General features: G+C 65.3%; 16 protein-coding genes and 1 pseudogene. 10 read left to right on the top strand and 7 right to left on the bottom strand.

The genetic code is table 11. The annotated features are described in order from the left end of the window. Positions 1-200, top strand: a pseudogene (locus BN1134_RS19920) (hypothetical protein); the annotation flags it as partial. A gap of 82 nt (positions 201-282) precedes the next feature. Here BN1134_RS19920 and BN1134_RS01875 read toward each other — a convergent pair. Then, positions 283-684, bottom strand: coding sequence for a hypothetical protein (locus BN1134_RS01875; RefSeq protein ID WP_042044935.1), 402 nt, complete (start codon positions 682-684; stop codon positions 283-285). A 105-nt stretch (positions 685-789) separates the two neighbouring features. On the opposite strand from BN1134_RS01875, the gene BN1134_RS01870 reads away from it, so the two are divergent. Next, positions 790-2181, top strand: a complete 1392-nt coding sequence (locus BN1134_RS01870; RefSeq protein WP_052449399.1) for a bifunctional NUDIX hydrolase/phosphatase PAP2 family protein — start codon at positions 790-792, stop codon at positions 2179-2181. Continuing rightward, positions 2162-3247, top strand: a complete 1086-nt coding sequence (gene ydiK, locus BN1134_RS01865; protein WP_042044933.1) for an AI-2E family transporter YdiK — start codon at positions 2162-2164, stop codon at positions 3245-3247. Before BN1134_RS01870 ends, ydiK begins: the two co-directional genes overlap by 20 nt. A gap of 100 nt (positions 3248-3347) precedes the next feature. On the opposite strand, the gene dhaM is transcribed toward ydiK, so the two are convergent. From dhaM to BN1134_RS01845, 4 genes are all read right to left on the bottom strand, one after another. Beyond that, positions 3348-4073 (bottom strand): dihydroxyacetone kinase phosphoryl donor subunit DhaM, encoded by a 726-nt coding sequence (dhaM, locus tag BN1134_RS01860; RefSeq protein ID WP_042044932.1) that lies wholly within the window; start codon positions 4071-4073, stop codon positions 3348-3350. Continuing rightward, on the bottom strand, positions 4070-4705 hold the full coding sequence (dhaL, locus tag BN1134_RS01855; RefSeq protein ID WP_042044931.1) for a dihydroxyacetone kinase subunit DhaL: 636 nt from the start codon (positions 4703-4705) through the stop codon (positions 4070-4072). Before dhaL ends, dhaM begins: the two co-directional genes overlap by 4 nt. 10 nt (positions 4706-4715) lie before the next feature. Next, positions 4716-5786 (bottom strand): dihydroxyacetone kinase subunit DhaK, encoded by a 1071-nt coding sequence (dhaK, locus tag BN1134_RS01850; RefSeq protein WP_042044930.1) that lies wholly within the window; start codon positions 5784-5786, stop codon positions 4716-4718. Positions 5787-5997: 211 nt separating this feature from the next. Continuing rightward, positions 5998-7353 (bottom strand): NCS2 family permease, encoded by a 1356-nt coding sequence (locus BN1134_RS01845; protein WP_042044929.1) that lies wholly within the window; start codon positions 7351-7353, stop codon positions 5998-6000. Between the two features lie 201 nt (positions 7354-7554). On the opposite strand from BN1134_RS01845, the gene BN1134_RS01840 reads away from it, so the two are divergent. Continuing rightward, a complete protein-coding gene (locus BN1134_RS01840; RefSeq protein WP_042044928.1) occupies positions 7555-7887 on the top strand; it encodes a cupin domain-containing protein in 333 nt (110 codons plus the stop codon). Between the two features lie 124 nt (positions 7888-8011). Continuing rightward, on the top strand, positions 8012-9091 hold the full coding sequence (locus tag BN1134_RS01835; protein WP_042044927.1) for a protein kinase family protein: 1080 nt from the start codon (positions 8012-8014) through the stop codon (positions 9089-9091). Between the two features lie 95 nt (positions 9092-9186). On the opposite strand, the gene BN1134_RS01830 is transcribed toward BN1134_RS01835, so the two are convergent. Together BN1134_RS01830 and BN1134_RS01825 are read right to left on the bottom strand one after the other, a co-directional pair. Next, positions 9187-9438 (bottom strand): hypothetical protein, encoded by a 252-nt coding sequence (locus BN1134_RS01830; RefSeq protein ID WP_042044926.1) that lies wholly within the window; start codon positions 9436-9438, stop codon positions 9187-9189. A gap of 31 nt (positions 9439-9469) precedes the next feature. Then, positions 9470-9841, bottom strand: a complete 372-nt coding sequence (locus BN1134_RS01825; RefSeq protein ID WP_042044925.1) for a YacL family protein — start codon at positions 9839-9841, stop codon at positions 9470-9472. A gap of 247 nt (positions 9842-10088) precedes the next feature. On the opposite strand from BN1134_RS01825, the gene BN1134_RS01820 reads away from it, so the two are divergent. From BN1134_RS01820 to BN1134_RS01800, 5 genes are all read left to right on the top strand, one after another. After that, positions 10089-11225, top strand: a complete 1137-nt coding sequence (locus BN1134_RS01820) for a glycerate kinase (protein WP_042044924.1) — start codon at positions 10089-10091, stop codon at positions 11223-11225. A gap of 99 nt (positions 11226-11324) precedes the next feature. Next, positions 11325-11894: an NnrU family protein gene (locus BN1134_RS01815; protein WP_042044923.1), complete on the top strand. Its 570-nt coding sequence runs from the start codon at positions 11325-11327 to the stop codon at positions 11892-11894. A 38-nt stretch (positions 11895-11932) separates the two neighbouring features. Continuing rightward, entirely contained in the window at positions 11933-12460 is a 528-nt protein-coding gene (locus BN1134_RS01810; RefSeq protein WP_042044922.1) for a glutathione peroxidase, read from the top strand. Positions 12461-12521: 61 nt separating this feature from the next. Continuing rightward, the gene (locus BN1134_RS01805) at positions 12522-13475 is read left to right on the top strand and encodes a LysR family transcriptional regulator (RefSeq protein WP_042044921.1); all 954 of its coding nucleotides are present in this window, start codon (positions 12522-12524) and stop codon (positions 13473-13475) included. Between the two features lie 170 nt (positions 13476-13645). Beyond that, positions 13646-14709, top strand: a 1064-nt coding sequence (locus tag BN1134_RS01800; protein ID WP_042044920.1) for a NupC/NupG family nucleoside CNT transporter, incomplete at its 3' end; no start/stop codon positions are given.

Raw genomic sequence — 14709 nt, 5'->3', positions numbered from 1 at the left:
CCGTCGGTCAGGCCCAGCAGAGCGCCAACAAGGCGGCCAGTCAGGCCGTCGGTCAGGCCCAGCAGAGCGCCAACAAGGCGGCCAGTGACACCGTGAGTCAGGCCCAGCAGAGCGCCAGCAAGGTAGCCAGCGGCGCCGTCGCAACCCAGGAGCAGCAACGGGCGGCCGCCGAGGCAGCGCTGGAGCAGCTGCTCAACTGAGTCACCCCGACAGCGCCACTCTCACCGGCGATGAAAACCAAAAGGCCACCTCACGGTGGCCTTTTGGTTGGACGGGGCGCGCTTAAGGCTGATAGCGATCATGAGCGCGTTCACGGCTCACCGGCTCCACCGCAGGGGTGCTCTCGCGAGCGCCGTGCTCGATGGCGGTACGGACGAGATCGACCCCGGCACGGATCAGCAATACCCCCATGTGAACCAATTTGACGCAGACCCAGAGGAACGCCATCAACAGGATCAGCTTGAGTACCGTCTGGAATGCCTCCAGGAAGTTCTGCTCGAGTTGGGCGGTCAGCCCGTTGGCGCTGGTCATCAACCACTCATAGACCTCGCGCACGAAGGGGATGCGGCTTGGCATCTCCAGCACATCGAGCGCCGCCGGCAGGGCCTGAAAGATGACCACACAGCCAAACAGAATCAAGATGACGCCGAGGGTGATCCCGGCAAAAAAGGCAAATTGTTTCATGGGTGAACCAGGCTAAAGGGAGTGGCAGAACTATAACCGTTTCGGGCCCTCCCTGTCATGGCAGGGTCGGTAACCCTTGTCGGCGTCAGTGCTTTCTGTGACCCTATGGGCACTTTTACTCTTTGCGAGAAACACCCGGTGAGATTCTGGTTGATATGGTCGCTGCTGCTACTGGCCTTTGGCAGCCATGCCGAGGGGCCCGTGGCCGCCATCTGCGTCGTACAGCATCAGGGCAAGGTGCTGATGGTGCAGGATCGGGTCTCCGATCGTTTCGGCATCACCGGCGGTTACATCGATGGGGACGAGACGCCCGAACAGGCCGCCGTGCGCGAGCTGCACGAAGAGACCGGCCTCGTGGGCGAGGTGCTGAGCCATCTTGGCCGCATCGAGCACTCCCGCACCGAGGTGTTTGCCTGCCGCACCCGCGAGCCGTTGCAGGTGACCGCCGATGGCGCCGTCAACCTGCTTGGCGCCCCCAACCTAGGGGGGGAGATCCTGAGCGCTCGGCTGGTCAATCTGACCGCTCCCGACGTGGCGCTGCGCTTCCCCGAACATGCCGACTGGCTGCTCGCCCACTTGCCAGGCCAATCGGACAGCGCCATCACCGAGCTGAGCGATTTCAGCCAACAAGGTATGCTGCTGCACCGGGCCGAACTGCCCTGGCTGCGTCTGCTGCAACAGTGGAGCGACCCCATCGCTCCCCTGTTGGCGGCGGCCAATCTGTTTGGTGAGCAGGCGCTCTACCTTATCTTGCTGCCTCTGTTGCTACCCTGGCTCGGCTGGCAACGGCTGCGGGGTCTGCTGTTTGCACTCGGCACCCTGGCGCTGGCCATCACCCTGCTCAAGATCAGCGTCGGCTGGCCGCGCCCCTTCCACCTGGATCCGGCATTGGCCAGTCAGGCCAGCAGCGGCTTTGGCATGCCAAGCGGCCACACCGCCACCGCCCTGCTGTTCTGGGGCCTGCTGCTGCAAGGATGGCCGCGCTGCCGCCACCCCATGCTGTGGGCCAGCCTTATCGCCCTGCTGACCGGGCTGGCCCGCGTTCGGCTCGGAGTGCACTTCCCCAGCGACGTGGCTGGCGGCATGCTGCTTGGCGCCGTGCTGCTCAGTCAGAGCGAGCGACTCGCCCGGCTGGCCGAACGACCACGCGCCTGGTGGGCCCTGAGCCTGCTCGCCATGTTGGCAGCCTGGCCGACCCAGATCCCGGCGCTGGCAGCACTGGCCAGCCTCGGAGTCGGCATCAGCCTGGGCCAGAGCCTGCCACTGCGACGCCAGAGCGGGGCTCACCTGCTGCTGGCCCTGCTGGCGCTGACCGGCAGCCTGCTGTGCGGCCTGCTGATGTGGCAGCTACCCTATCTGCTTGGCAGCACCCTGTTGATCCTGAGTTTGCAGTGGCTTGCCCTGTTACTGCTCGGCCTGTGGCTGAGCGCCGGCATCTGGTGGTGCCTGACCCTCCCCCTGTTTGGACGAGAAGATCATGAACGACAAGAAGCGTGATTTAGCCAAGATCACCCTGGGGATCCTCTTCATGGGGATGCTCATCATCTCCAGCCTGTGGGTGCTGCGCCCCTTCCTGCCCGCCCTCATCTGGGGCACCATGATCACCATCGCCACCTGGCCGGTATTGCGGCTGGTGCAGCGCCTGCTGTGGGGCAAACGGGCACTGGCAGTGCTGGTGATGACCAGCGCTCTGCTGCTGCTGTTTGTCATCCCCCTCTCGATGGCGCTCGCCACCATGGCCGAGAAGGTGCCCCTCCTGCTGGAGTGGGCCAGCACCATGAGCCACTCCACGCCGCCCGAGCTGCTCTGGCTCAGCCAGATCCCGCTGGTCGGTGACAGCCTGCTCGAGCTGTGGCGCCAGATCCTCGCCAGCGGCGGCCAGGTGCTGTTTGCCAAGCTCTCCCCCTACATGGGGCAGACCGCCAAGTGGCTGGCCTCTCAGGCCGGTAACCTCGGCATGCTGGTGATCCACTTCCTGCTGACGGTGGCGGTGTGCGGCCTGCTCTATCACTCCGGTGAGAAGGCCGCCTGCGAGATCCGCCGCTTCGCCCACCGGCTGGCCGGGGAACGCGGCGACAACGCCACCGTGCTCGCCTCCCAGGCGATCCGTGCCGTGGCCCTCGGTGTGGTGGTAACCGCCCTGGTGCAGGCCACCGTGGCTGGATTTGGCCTGCTGATCGCCGGCATCCCCTATGTCATGGTGCTAGTGGTGCTCATGTTTGTGCTGATCATCGCCCAAATCGGCCCCTTCCCAGTGCTGCTGACCTGCATCGGTTACCTCTACTGGAGCGGCGACAACACCTGGGGCACAGTCCTGCTGGTGTGGTCCCTGTTTGCCGGCAGCATGGACAACTTCCTTCGCCCCTACCTCATCAAGCAGGGGGCGGATCTGCCGCTAATCCTGATCCTGGTCGGCGTCATCGGCGGTTTGCTCGCCTTCGGCATCATCGGCCTGTTCATCGGCCCCGTGGTGCTGGCCGTGGCCTACACCCTGCTCGATGCCTGGATCCAGGAAGGAGAAGAGGCCGAGGCCCGCCAGCAGATCGCTGACACCCCGCACTAAGATGATCGGGCTCCTGACCCCGTCACTGAGCCCGACCACCTAGGCGGCGCCCCCATGACGCCGGCTCAGGGCGCTTGCCTCAAGCCGGCCTACCGCTCATTCAGAGCCCATCGCCGAAACGCTCGGCGGCCAGCAGACGAAAACAGGTCAGCGCCGCCTCGGCGTCCGGGCCACGGGCCTGCAAGGTCAGCACCTCACCACGCTTCACGTCCAGCAGCGCCAGCCGGCTCAGGCTGCGCGGATTGGCCTCTTTGCCCCCCTTGAGCAGACGCAATTCGGCAGCAAACGGCTTGAGCGCCGCCACCAGACGCGCCGCCGGGCGCACGTGCAGACCGTGCCGGTTCTCCACCACCACCTGACAACTGTGCCATGGCTCAGGGGCGGGCTCAGGCTCGGCCAGCTGTACCGGCTCGGGCTCCTGGTGACCCAGCAGCGCCAGCTTGGGCGCCAACGCCCCCAGCGCTTCGGCCGCAACGGCCTCCAGACTCAGCCCCGCCCCGGCGGCCACCACGGCGGCCAGGGTGCCCTCCACCAGCGGCGCCGGACACAGGTGCACCCGCTCGCTCAGCTCGGAGGGCAGCAACTCCAGCGCCGTCTCGGCGCTCAGCAGCGCACTGCCGAGATCCATCAGCACCAGCACGCCACTGCCATCGTCCGCCGCCTCGATGGCGCTCATCACCGCCACCGCATCGGTACCGATGGGATACTCCGCATCATCCACGCCGGCCGCCACCTCGAGCCTGACCGGTGAGCCGAGCTGGCCCGCCAGCTCACGAATGCCGGCCGCCAGGGTCGCGCTATGGGAAACCACGACTATGCCTATCATGCCGCCCCCTCCACGATGCGCGCGAGCGTGAGCAGCAGCAGCCAGCTCGAGGTCGCGCCAGGGTCTTGATGACCGATACTGCGTTCACCGAGGTAGCTGGCGCGTCCTTTGCGGGCCTGCATCCCTATGGTCGCCTGAACCCCTTTCTCGGCCGCGCTCCGTGCAGCGGCAAGCGCCGGCGCGAGCGCGACTCCCCCCGCCTCGGCGTCGGCCAGCGCCGCCAGTGCCGGCCACCAGGCGTCGCACATGGTCTTGTCGCCAGGCTCGGCGCGCCCACGCGCCACTATGCCCTCGACCCCTTCGCGCAGCATGGCGTGCAGCTCACTCAGGGTCAGGCTCTGGTGGCCATCGGCAACCTGAGCCGCCCGAATGAAGAAGGTGCCGTAAAGCGGCCCGCTCGCCCCGCCCACCGACGAGAGCAATGTCATGCCGGTGGTCTTGAGGATCTGGCCTATCGCCTGGTCGGCCACACTCGGCAGCTTTTCGGCCACCTTGGCAAAGCCGCGCTGCATGTTGATGCCGTGGTCACCATCACCGATGTCGCTGTCAAGACCGGTGAGAAAGTCCCGCTCCTGCTGAAACACCTCGGCGCAGGCCATCAGCCAGGCCACTATCTGCTCTCTGGTCAGCATGCCAGGCTCCTCAGCAGCCACGGCGCAGGGCCGGGGTATGAACGGGGGCATCCCACAGCTGCATCAGCTCGTCATCCACCTTCACCAGGGTAATGGAGATGCCGGTCATGTCGAGGGAGGTGCAGTAGGGGCCGATCAGGTTGCGCACTATGTGGATGCCCGCCTCGTCACACAGCTGGGCCAGCTTGCCATAGACCCCGTAGAGCTCGGAGAGCGGCGTTCCCCCTAGGCTGTTGACCAGGGCGATGACCCTCTCCCCCTTGCCGAGCGGTTCGATGGTGAGCGGCGCCTCCAGCCAGCGGCCGCGCTCCCGATCCCAGTGGCGCAGGGTACGGCGGTAGTATCCCTCTTCGGTCAGGGTCAGGAACATCTGCTCGACCAGGGTGTCGAGGTCTTGGTAGGAGCGCCGTTCGATACCCGGCTCCCCGTGGATGCCAATGCCAAACTCCAGCTCGTCATCCGCCAGGGTGAAGGAGGGTTTTCCGGCCGCCGGCACGGTGCAGGCGTGCAGGGCCACCCCTATGCTGCGACTTTGGTTGTTGATGCGCCGAGCCAGCGCCTCACAGCGATCCAGATCATAACCGGCCTCGGCGGCAGCCCCCACCAGCTTCTCGATGATCACGGTGGCGGCGACCCCGCGCCGGCCGGCAGTGTAGAGGCTGTCTTTGACCGCCACGTCGTCATCGATCAAGGCGAAGCCGACCCTGACCCCTTCACCGTGCAGCAGCTCGACCGCGGTCTCGAAGTTGAACACGTCACCGGTGTAGTTCTTCACCAGAAACAGCACCCCTTCACCGGCATCAACGGCGTGGGCACACTCGTACATCTGATCCGGGGTCGGTGAGGTGAACACCTCGCCGGGACAGGCGCCATCGAGCATGCCCCGCCCGACAAAGCCTCCGTGCATCGGCTCATGGCCGCTGCCGCCACCGCTCACCAGGGCCACCTTGCCGGCCACCGGGGCATCGGCGCGGGTGATGAAATGGGGCTCGATGCGCACCTTTAGCTCGGGATGAGCCGCCGCCATCCCCGTCAGTTGTTCGCGCACCACGGCATCGACCGCATTGATCAGCTTCTTCATCTCGACTCCTCCTGCCCAGCGGGCATGAATGATGCTGCCAGTCTAGGGAGTCATTGCCCCCTGCCAAGAGGGGGCGATCACGTTTCGCAATGAAACGGATCCGCCATCACCACCTTGTCGCCCTGCCCCTGCACCGGCTGGCAATGACGAAAATCGGGCCCGGCGCACCAACAAAAAGGGCGCCCGCAGGCGCCCTTTTAAACGGTCGGGATCAGATGGCCCAGCCGCCGGCGTAGAAGGCCACCAGCGCCAGGGCGATGAGCACAGAGCCGAGGTTGAGCTTGCGCCACTCACCAGCAAACAGGCGGCCTACCACCAGGGAGGCAAAACCGATCATGATGCCGGTAACGATGTTGCAGGTCAGAACGATGAAGACGGCGCACAACATGCCGGCCAGGGCGTCGACGCTGTCCTTGAAGTCCAGCTTGGTGATGTTGCCAAGCATCAGCAGACCCACATACATCAGGGCCGGTGCGGTGGCATAAGCCGGCACCAGGTAGCTGAGCGGGGAGAGGAAAATCATCATCAGGAACAACACGCCGACCACGGTAGCGGTCAGGCCGGTCTTGCCGCCTGCGGCAGCACCGGCCGCCGATTCGATATAGACCGCGGCCGGAGCCCCACCGACGGCGCCGGCGACGATGCTGCTGACCGAGTCGGCGGTCAGCGCCTTGCCGCCACTGATGATGTGGCCGCGCTCATTGATGAGCCCTGCCTGCCCTGCCACGGCGCGAATGGTGCCGGTGGCGTCGAACACGGCGGTCATCACCAGCGCCAGCACGCTCGGGATCACGGCGGCGTTGAGGGCCCCCATGATGTCCATGCTACCCACCAGTGATCCCTTTTCGCCGGTCAGGCTCGGCATGGCGAAGAAGCCCTGCCAGCTCACCTTGGGATCGAACAACAGACCGATGAGGGAGATGGCGACGATCACCATCAGGATCCCGCCCGGCACACGGCGGCGTTCCAGGCCGAAGATGGCAGCCAGCCCGAGCAGGGTCATGATGACCGGGAAGGAGGTGAAGTCACCGAGCTGTACCGGCAGGCCGGGGCCCGGATTCTTGATCACCAGATTGACGCCGTTGGTGGCGATCAGCAGCAGGAACAGACCGATGCCGATGCCGGTGCCGTGGGCAATGCCGGAGGGGAGGTTGGTCAGGATCCACTGACGCACGCCGGTCACGCTGATGAGGGTGAACAGGATCCCCATCCAGAAGATGGCGCCGAGGGCGACCGGAATCGAGATCCCCTGCCCCAGCACCAGGCTGAAGGCGGTAAAGGCGGTGAGCGAGATGGCGCAGCCGATGGCCAGCGGCAGGCGGGCCCACAGCCCCATCAGCAAGGAGCCAAAAGAGGCGATGAGACAGGTCGCCACAAACACCGGCCCCTGTTCGAAGCCGGCCGCCCCCAGCATGTTGGGCACGACGATGATGCTGTAGACCATGGCGAGGAAGGTCGTCAGGCCGGCGACCACCTCTTGGCGTACCGAACTGCCGCGCGCATGGATAGAGAAATAGCTGTCCAGGAAACCGCCTCTTCCTGAGGCGACCGTATGCTGCTCTGCCATAGTGGTTCTCGCAAAAAGTGTGAAGGAAATCGTTTGTTTTATGGCCGCGCAAAATAGCAGGAAATGCAGCAAATTGCAGCGACTTCCTCAAACGTTTTCCTATTTTTCGCCGCAGTTATCCTCAAATGACGACCAGTGGCAGCAAGGGGCCACCCTCCCCTATCTATACTCAGGGCAAACCCGGAACCGGAGATCTGCGTCATGCACAGCGGCAATCTGCTCGGCGCCCTGCCCGATACCCTGCCCACCGAGCTGTTCGAAACCCTCCTCAGCACCGATCGCCTACGTATCGAGCGCATCCTCTCCCATGGCCAGAGCACACCGAAGGGGGAGTGGTATGAGCAGGAGGAGCACGAGTGGGTGCTGCTGGTCAACGGCGAGGCTCTGCTGGCCATTGTGCTCCCCGGTGAGGATGAACCGGCCACCCTGCGCCTTGGCCCCGGTGATTACGTCAACCTGCCGGCCCGCTGCCGTCACCGGGTGGAGTGGACCGCGCCGGATCGGGTCACCGTCTGGCTCGCCATCTTCTACTAAAAAAGGGCTCTTACGCATCCCTTCATCTTTATGTGTGATGAAACCGTCATCATGCCTCCCCCTCGCTGGCCCCTGCCGGATAAAGGCTCTAGCCTGTCGTCACACGCCCAGCAAGGGGTAAGCCATGAATCCCAAGATCCGTGCCCGTCACGCCCGCCTCAAGGCCATACTCGCCTCCGGTGAGGAGCTGCGCATCGGCGACGAGCGGGACTGTCCCCTCCCCCTCGAGCAGTTGCAAGATCTCGATGCCGGCCACCCCATGGTGCGCGCCGTGCATGGTGGCGGCCTCACCGCCGATGTGCTGCATCTCGACATCGACGGCCACGAGTGGTGCCTCAAACGGGCGCGCCCCATCTCGCGGGTAGCCAATGTGGACGGCGAGACCGCCTTCCTCACCGAGCTGGAGCGGCGCAGCGAGATCGAGTCCCTGCGCGAACACCACCCAGGCGCCCTGCCCCAGGTGGTGTGCACCTGGTTTGGCTCGCTGCGCATGGGGCTGCTGCTCTCCCCCTGGCTGCCCGGCCGCCCCCTTCAGCGCATCAGCGAACGCAACCTGAGCCAGATGCTCAATGCCGAGGCCGAGCTGGCCCGCTGGGGCTTCTTCGACTGGGACCCGAGCCCGGGTAACCTGCTCGACGATGGCCAGCAGGTTCGCCTGTTCGATTTTGGCTACATGTGGCCCTTCGATCCCCTGCATGAATTCAACTCCAACGGTCTGTGCGATCCGGACTTTCACGTCCCCGAGCGCCTCGAGACCCGCACCCTCTCAGGACTCTGGCTCGGAATGGACGATCCCCTGCCCCAGTTCCAGCTGTGGCGCGAACTCTGCCTCGAGTGGGCCCGTGAGGAGCTGGCCAGCCTGAGCCGACGCGGCGCCTCTCCTGCCGTGCTGGAGCGGCTGGAGCGGCTGCGCGATCGCTGGCGCGCGGCCCTCGCCGGCCCCGAAGCCCTGTGGGCCAACTGGCTACAGGACATGTACCGCAGCCACCAGCTCGACGTGCAAGATGACCTCAGCGGTCAGAGCGCCACGCCCCTCACCCTCAAGCGGCTCGACTGGATTGAACAGTATCTGGAGCGCGACTTTCATCTGCTGCAAGAGCACCTCTGCGCCGCCGACGCGGGGCTCTCGCGCGAACAGCTGCGCGCCCGCTACCGGGATCTGCGCCGCCGGGTGGAAGCCTGCCAGCTCTATCCTGATGACTAACTCAGCTCAAGGGCATCATCAAAGGGCGGTCTCCCGCCGCAACAAGATGCAAAAAGCCCCGCCGAGGCGGGGCTTTTTCATGGGCAGCGGCTCGCTTAGCGGCCCGACTCGGCGATCACGCGGGCGACGATGTCGGCGCGCTTGCTGGGCTCCATCTCCTGCAAGGCGATCAGGGCGGCCTTGATCAGCACCCCCTTGGGAATGCTCATGTCGTCAAAAGTGATGGTGGCGTCCAGATGCAGGGAGTGCAGACGGCTGGCATCCTTCGGCCCCAGAGTCAGTTGCAGGGTGAGCGGGGAGCCCTTCTTCTTGGCCTTGTCGGCCTTCTTGCTGTCGATATCAGACATAGTGATGCAATCCTGTTGTGTGATGCGGGACTTACCAGTCCTCGTTGCGAATAAAGGCGCGCCATGAGGTCAGCACGGCGGCAAAATCTTCGAGGCCGCACAGGGCCAGTTGCTCATCGTCATAGTAGGCGAGATCGTCGAGATCCTCGTCCAGGCTGATGTTCAGCACGTTGGCCTTTACCTCGGCCTCCTCCTGGGTCAGGGTCAGTGAATAGTCGCGACCGGGGCGACGTACCTCTTCCTGCTGGCGGGCCGAGAGACGGTCGATGGCGGTGAACAGCTCCTCGAGCACGCCCTCGTCCTTGCCCACCTCGTCGATCAACCACTGGCCGATGGCCTCATGCCCCATGGAGAAGCGGGCGCGATAGCCGCCGAAGCCGTCACGCCGAAATTCATAATCCATCGTGGAGTCCAACTGGGGTAAAGTGGGGCCTATTCTAGCGGCACGGGCCCGCCAGCGACAGCCCGGTCGGCCGATCGCACCGTAAAGAGCAGGAAACGGGGCGACCGCAGCGCCCCCGCCACCTGCCGCGGCGCCATGAGAGCCCACCAAGTACGCCGCGCCTTGATGAAAGGCGTGAGGATGGCGCCTCCCCCTTGTCTCATCCCCGATGGGGCGCCTGCCTTGCCCCCGCCTGAGGAGAAATGTCATGCACATCGTCATCGCCCCCGACTCCTTCAAAGAGAGCCTGAGCGCCATGGAGGTGGCCGACGCCATCGAGGCCGGGTTTCGCCAGGTGCTGCCCGATGCCACCTATCTCAAGCTGCCGATGGCCGATGGCGGCGAAGGCACGGTGCACACCCTGGTGGACGCCACCGGCGGGCGCATCGTCCCGGTCGAGGTGACCGCGCCGCTTGGCAACCGAGTCGCGGGATTTTTCGGCCTGCTCGGGGATGGCAAGCGCGCCGTCATCGAGATGGCGGCCGCCTCGGGCCTGCACCGAGTGCCGCCCGAGCGGCGCAACCCCCTGCTCACCACCAGCGTCGGCACTGGCGAGTTGATCCTGGCGGCCCTCGATCTCGGGGTTGAGCAGCTGATCCTCGGCATCGGTGGCAGCGCCACCAACGACGGGGGCGCCGGCATGATGCAGGCCCTCGGTGCCCGTCTGCTCGATGCCGAGGAAGTAGCGCTCCCGCCCGGTGGCGGCGCGCTCGGCCGGCTGGCCCGCATCGATCTCAGCGGGCTCGATCCGCGTCTGGCGCAGCTGCACATCGAGGTAGCCTGCGACGTGGACAATCCCCTGTGTGGCCCTCAGGGCGCCTCGGCCATCTTCGGCCCGCAAAAGGGGGCCACCCCGGCCATGGTGGCCGCGCTCGATGCCCACCTGGCCCACTACGCTGCCTGCATGGAGCGCCAATGCGGTATGGCGGTGATCAACCGCCCCGGCGCGGGAGCAGCCGGTGGCATGGGGGCAGCCCTGATCGGCCTGCTCGGCGCCACGCTCACCCCCGGGGTCGACCTCGTCATCGACGCCCTGGGGCTGGCGGAGGCGGTCGCCGAGGCGGATCTGGTGGTGACCGGTGAGGGACGCCTCGACAGCCAGAGCCTCCACGGCAAAACCCCGATCGGCGTGGCCCGCTGCGCCAAGCGGTACGGCAAGCCGGTGCTCGCCATCGTCGGCAGCCTCAGCGACGACTACGCCGTGGTGCATGATCACGGGCTGGATGCGGTGTTTGCCGTGGTCAACCGGCCCATGACCCTGCCGGAGGCGCTCGCCAGCGCGCGCAGCAATATCGAACTGACGGCCCGCAACGTGGCGGCCCTGTGGCGGCTCGGCGCCCGTTAGCCAGCGCCGGCCAGCTGGCCGGCTTTTTTATCCGCGCCGCTGCCCAAGGGCGCTGGCTTGCGGCATCATAGGCGCCAGCATTTCGCCACGGAGGCATTCATGCTACTGCTCACCCTCGGACTCCTGCTGTTTGCCTTGCTCCACCTCTCCCCCAGCCTCTGGCCGGCGCGGCGCGCCATGTTGTGCAAGCGCCTCGGCGAACCGCGCTACAAAGGCCTTTTCTCACTCGGCGTCCTCTTCGCTTGCGCCCTCATCTTCGCCGGCTGGCGCGCCAGTGCGCCGCTCCCCATCTACACCCCGCCGCCTTGGGGCTGGCCGGCGGCCATGGGCATGCTGCCACTGGGGATCTGGCTCATCTGCAGTTCGTTCGGCCCCACCCATCTACGCCTGTGGTTACGCCATCCCCAGTTGCTCGGCGTGCTGCTATGGGCCATGGCTCACTTGCTGGTGAATCACGAGGGACGCGCCCTGCTGCTGTTTGGTACCCTTGCACTCTGGTCGCTGCTCACACTGGTGCTGATCCTCCGTCGCAACGGCTGGCATTCGCCCCCCTCAAGGGCTAACTGGCGCGCCGATCTCGTCAGCCTGGTGGCTGCCATACTGCTGGTGAGCGGCTTGCTGCTGGGCGGCCACCAATGGTTGACCGGCATGGCCCTGCCACTGCACTGAGCCGACCCTCTTTCCCATTTAAGCCAAGGAGTCCCCTGATGAAGCCTCTCGTGATTGCGGCCCTGCTCGGCGCCGCCAGCGCCCAGGCCTGCCCCGACTACCTCAACCTGGAGCTGCGCGAGCTGGCCAGCACGACCCGCCACAACTTGTGCCAACTGACCGAAGGTAAGGTGGTGCTGGTGGTCAATACCGCCTCCTACTGTGGCTACACCAAGCAGTTCGCCTCCCTCGAGCGTCTACACCAACAGTACGCCGACAAGGGGCTGGTGGTGCTCGGCTTCCCCTCCAACGACTTCAATCAGGAGGATGGTAGCGAACAGAAGGCCGCCACCCTCTGCCGGCGCGACTATGGGGTCACCTTTCCCATGTTCAACTTCAGCCACGTGAAGGGCGCCGACGCCAACCCCCTTTTCAAGGCGCTGGCCGCCCAGTCCAAGGCGCCCGACTGGAACTTCAACAAGTACCTGATTGGCCGCGATGGCAAGCTGATCGCCCGCTTCAACGCGGGACAGACGCCGGATCGTAACCCGGTTCTGCGCGAGATAGTGCAACACCTCGGCCAATGAGGGCTGTCGTGGCCCTGAGCGCTTTGTCATAATGGCGCTTTGTCCACAATAGGAAACAACGATGCTGCAACGGCTGCCCCAGATGCTGATCCTCGATGCCCTGGTGCGCGAGCAGGGCTTCTCTGCCGCCGCCCGCCGCCTCGGTGTCTCCAAGTCCTATATCAGCAAGCAGCTGGCCCAGCTCGAGGCCAATTTAGGCGCCCAGTTGGTGCAGCGCACCACGCGCCGCTTCGCACTTACCGAACTGGGCGAAGCCTATGCCCGCTACTGCCGCGATCTCACCGCCCTGGCCCAGGAGGCCGATGCCATGGTGGCCGAACGCCAAGGCAGGGTCAGCGGTGTCCTCCATCTGGGGGTGGGTCAGTCGTTTGGTCACCTGCACGTGGTGCCACGCCTGCAGGAGTTCCAGCGCCGCTATCCCGAGATCGAGCTGGAGATCTCCTTGTTCGATCACAGCAGCAACCTGGTCGATGAGGGGCTGGATCTGTGGATCACCACGGTGGAGGAGAAACCAGAGGGGCTGGTAGGACAGCGACTGGCCGACATCGGCTTCGTGCTGGCCGCCTCGCCGGATTACCTGTTGCAACATGGGGCCCCCCAGACACCGCAAGAGCTGCATCAGCACAACTGCATCACCTACCAGAGTCGGGAGCGCCGCTATGACCAGTGGCACTTTCGCCATGGCCGCGAACGCCAGACGGTGCAGGTGAGCGGCAACTACCGGGTGGATCTGGCCGAGGCGGTGCGCGATGCCGCACTGGCCGGGCTTGGGATCGCCTATATTGCCGACTACCTGCTCGATGACGAGTTGCGCCAGGGGCGGCTCATCCCCCTGTTACCGGAATGGACGCCGAGCCAGAAGATGGCGGTACACGCCGTTTACGCCCGGCGCGAGCACCTGGCCCCCAAGATCCGCCACTTCATCGACTTCCTCAAGGTGGAATTCGGCCACCCTCCCTATTGGGCGCTGCGCCAGTCCCCCTGGCTGAATCGATTGTCCGCCAGCGCGGAATGATTGTTCCCATATAGAAACAAAACTGATTCCACCGTTTAAAATCATACGGTTATAGGGCAAAAAAACGATTTACAGGGGATGGTAACAGGGTGGCAACAGGTGCCGCTTGCAGGTGGGGGGTGGGGCAGCGCAGAATCCGCGCCCATCCAACCACCTCACCCGGAGTCGCCATGATTGCCCTGCTCGGCATCCTCGCCATCCTGGCCGTTGCCACCCTCTGCTCGAACAACCGCCGCCACATCCCACTGCGCACCGTCTCTTTCGCCCTGCTGCTGCAACTTGCCTTCGCCGCCCTGGTGCTGTGGCTGCCTGCCGGCCAGGCCGTGCTCAACGCGGTCAGCCAGGGGGTCAGCTCGGTGATCAACTACGGCCAGGAGGGGATCGCCTTCCTGTTCGGTGATCTGGCCAAGTTCAAGCTCGGCTTCATCTTCGCCTTCAACGTGCTGCCGGTGATCATCTTCTTCTCGGCCCTCATCGCCATCCTCTATCACATCGGCCTGATGCCGCGCCTGATCGCCCTGCTCGGCGGGGCACTGCGCCGACTGCTCGGTACCGGCCGTGCCGAGAGCCTCTCCGCCACCGCCAACATCTTCGTCGGCATGGTCGAGGCTCCCCTGGTGGTCAAACCCTACCTGGCCAAGATGTCCGATTCCCAGTTCTTCGCCGTCATGAGCTGCGGCCTCGCCTCCGTCGCCGGGGGCACCCTGGTGGGCTACGCCAGCATTGGCGTCGAACTCAAGTACCTGATCGCGGCCGCCTTTATGTCGGCCCCCGCAGGGCTCGCCATGGCCAAGATCCTGGTGCCGCCAACCGAGGCCGAGGAGGATCACCATGAGGACGTGGTGATCCCGCGCGCAACCAACGTGATCGAAGCCGCCGCCGATGGCGCCATGGCGGGCCTCAACATCGCCGTCGCGGTCGGAGCCACCCTGCTCGCCTTCGTCGGTATCATCGCCCTGCTCAACGGCCTGCTCGGCTGGGGTGGCTCCCTGTTTGGCTTCAATCTCAGCTTCCAGCTTCTGCTCGGCTGGCTGTTCGCCCCCGTCTCCTGGTTGATCGGTATTCCCTGGCATGAGGCGCACGCGGCCGGGGCCCTCATCGGCACCAAGATTGTGATCAACGAATTCGTCGCCTTCATCGCCCTGGTTCAGGATCAGACCCTGAGCGAGGCGAGCAAGGCCATCGTCACCTTTGCCCTGTGTGGCTTTGCCAATATTGTTGATCAGCGCGCAAA

The organism is Aeromonas simiae (assembly GCF_000820125.1).
GTDB classification, from domain to species: Bacteria; Pseudomonadota; Gammaproteobacteria; order Enterobacterales; family Aeromonadaceae; genus Aeromonas; species Aeromonas simiae.
The sequence above is the reverse complement of the archived record's forward strand: the minus strand, read 5'-3'. Positions and strand labels throughout refer to the sequence as shown.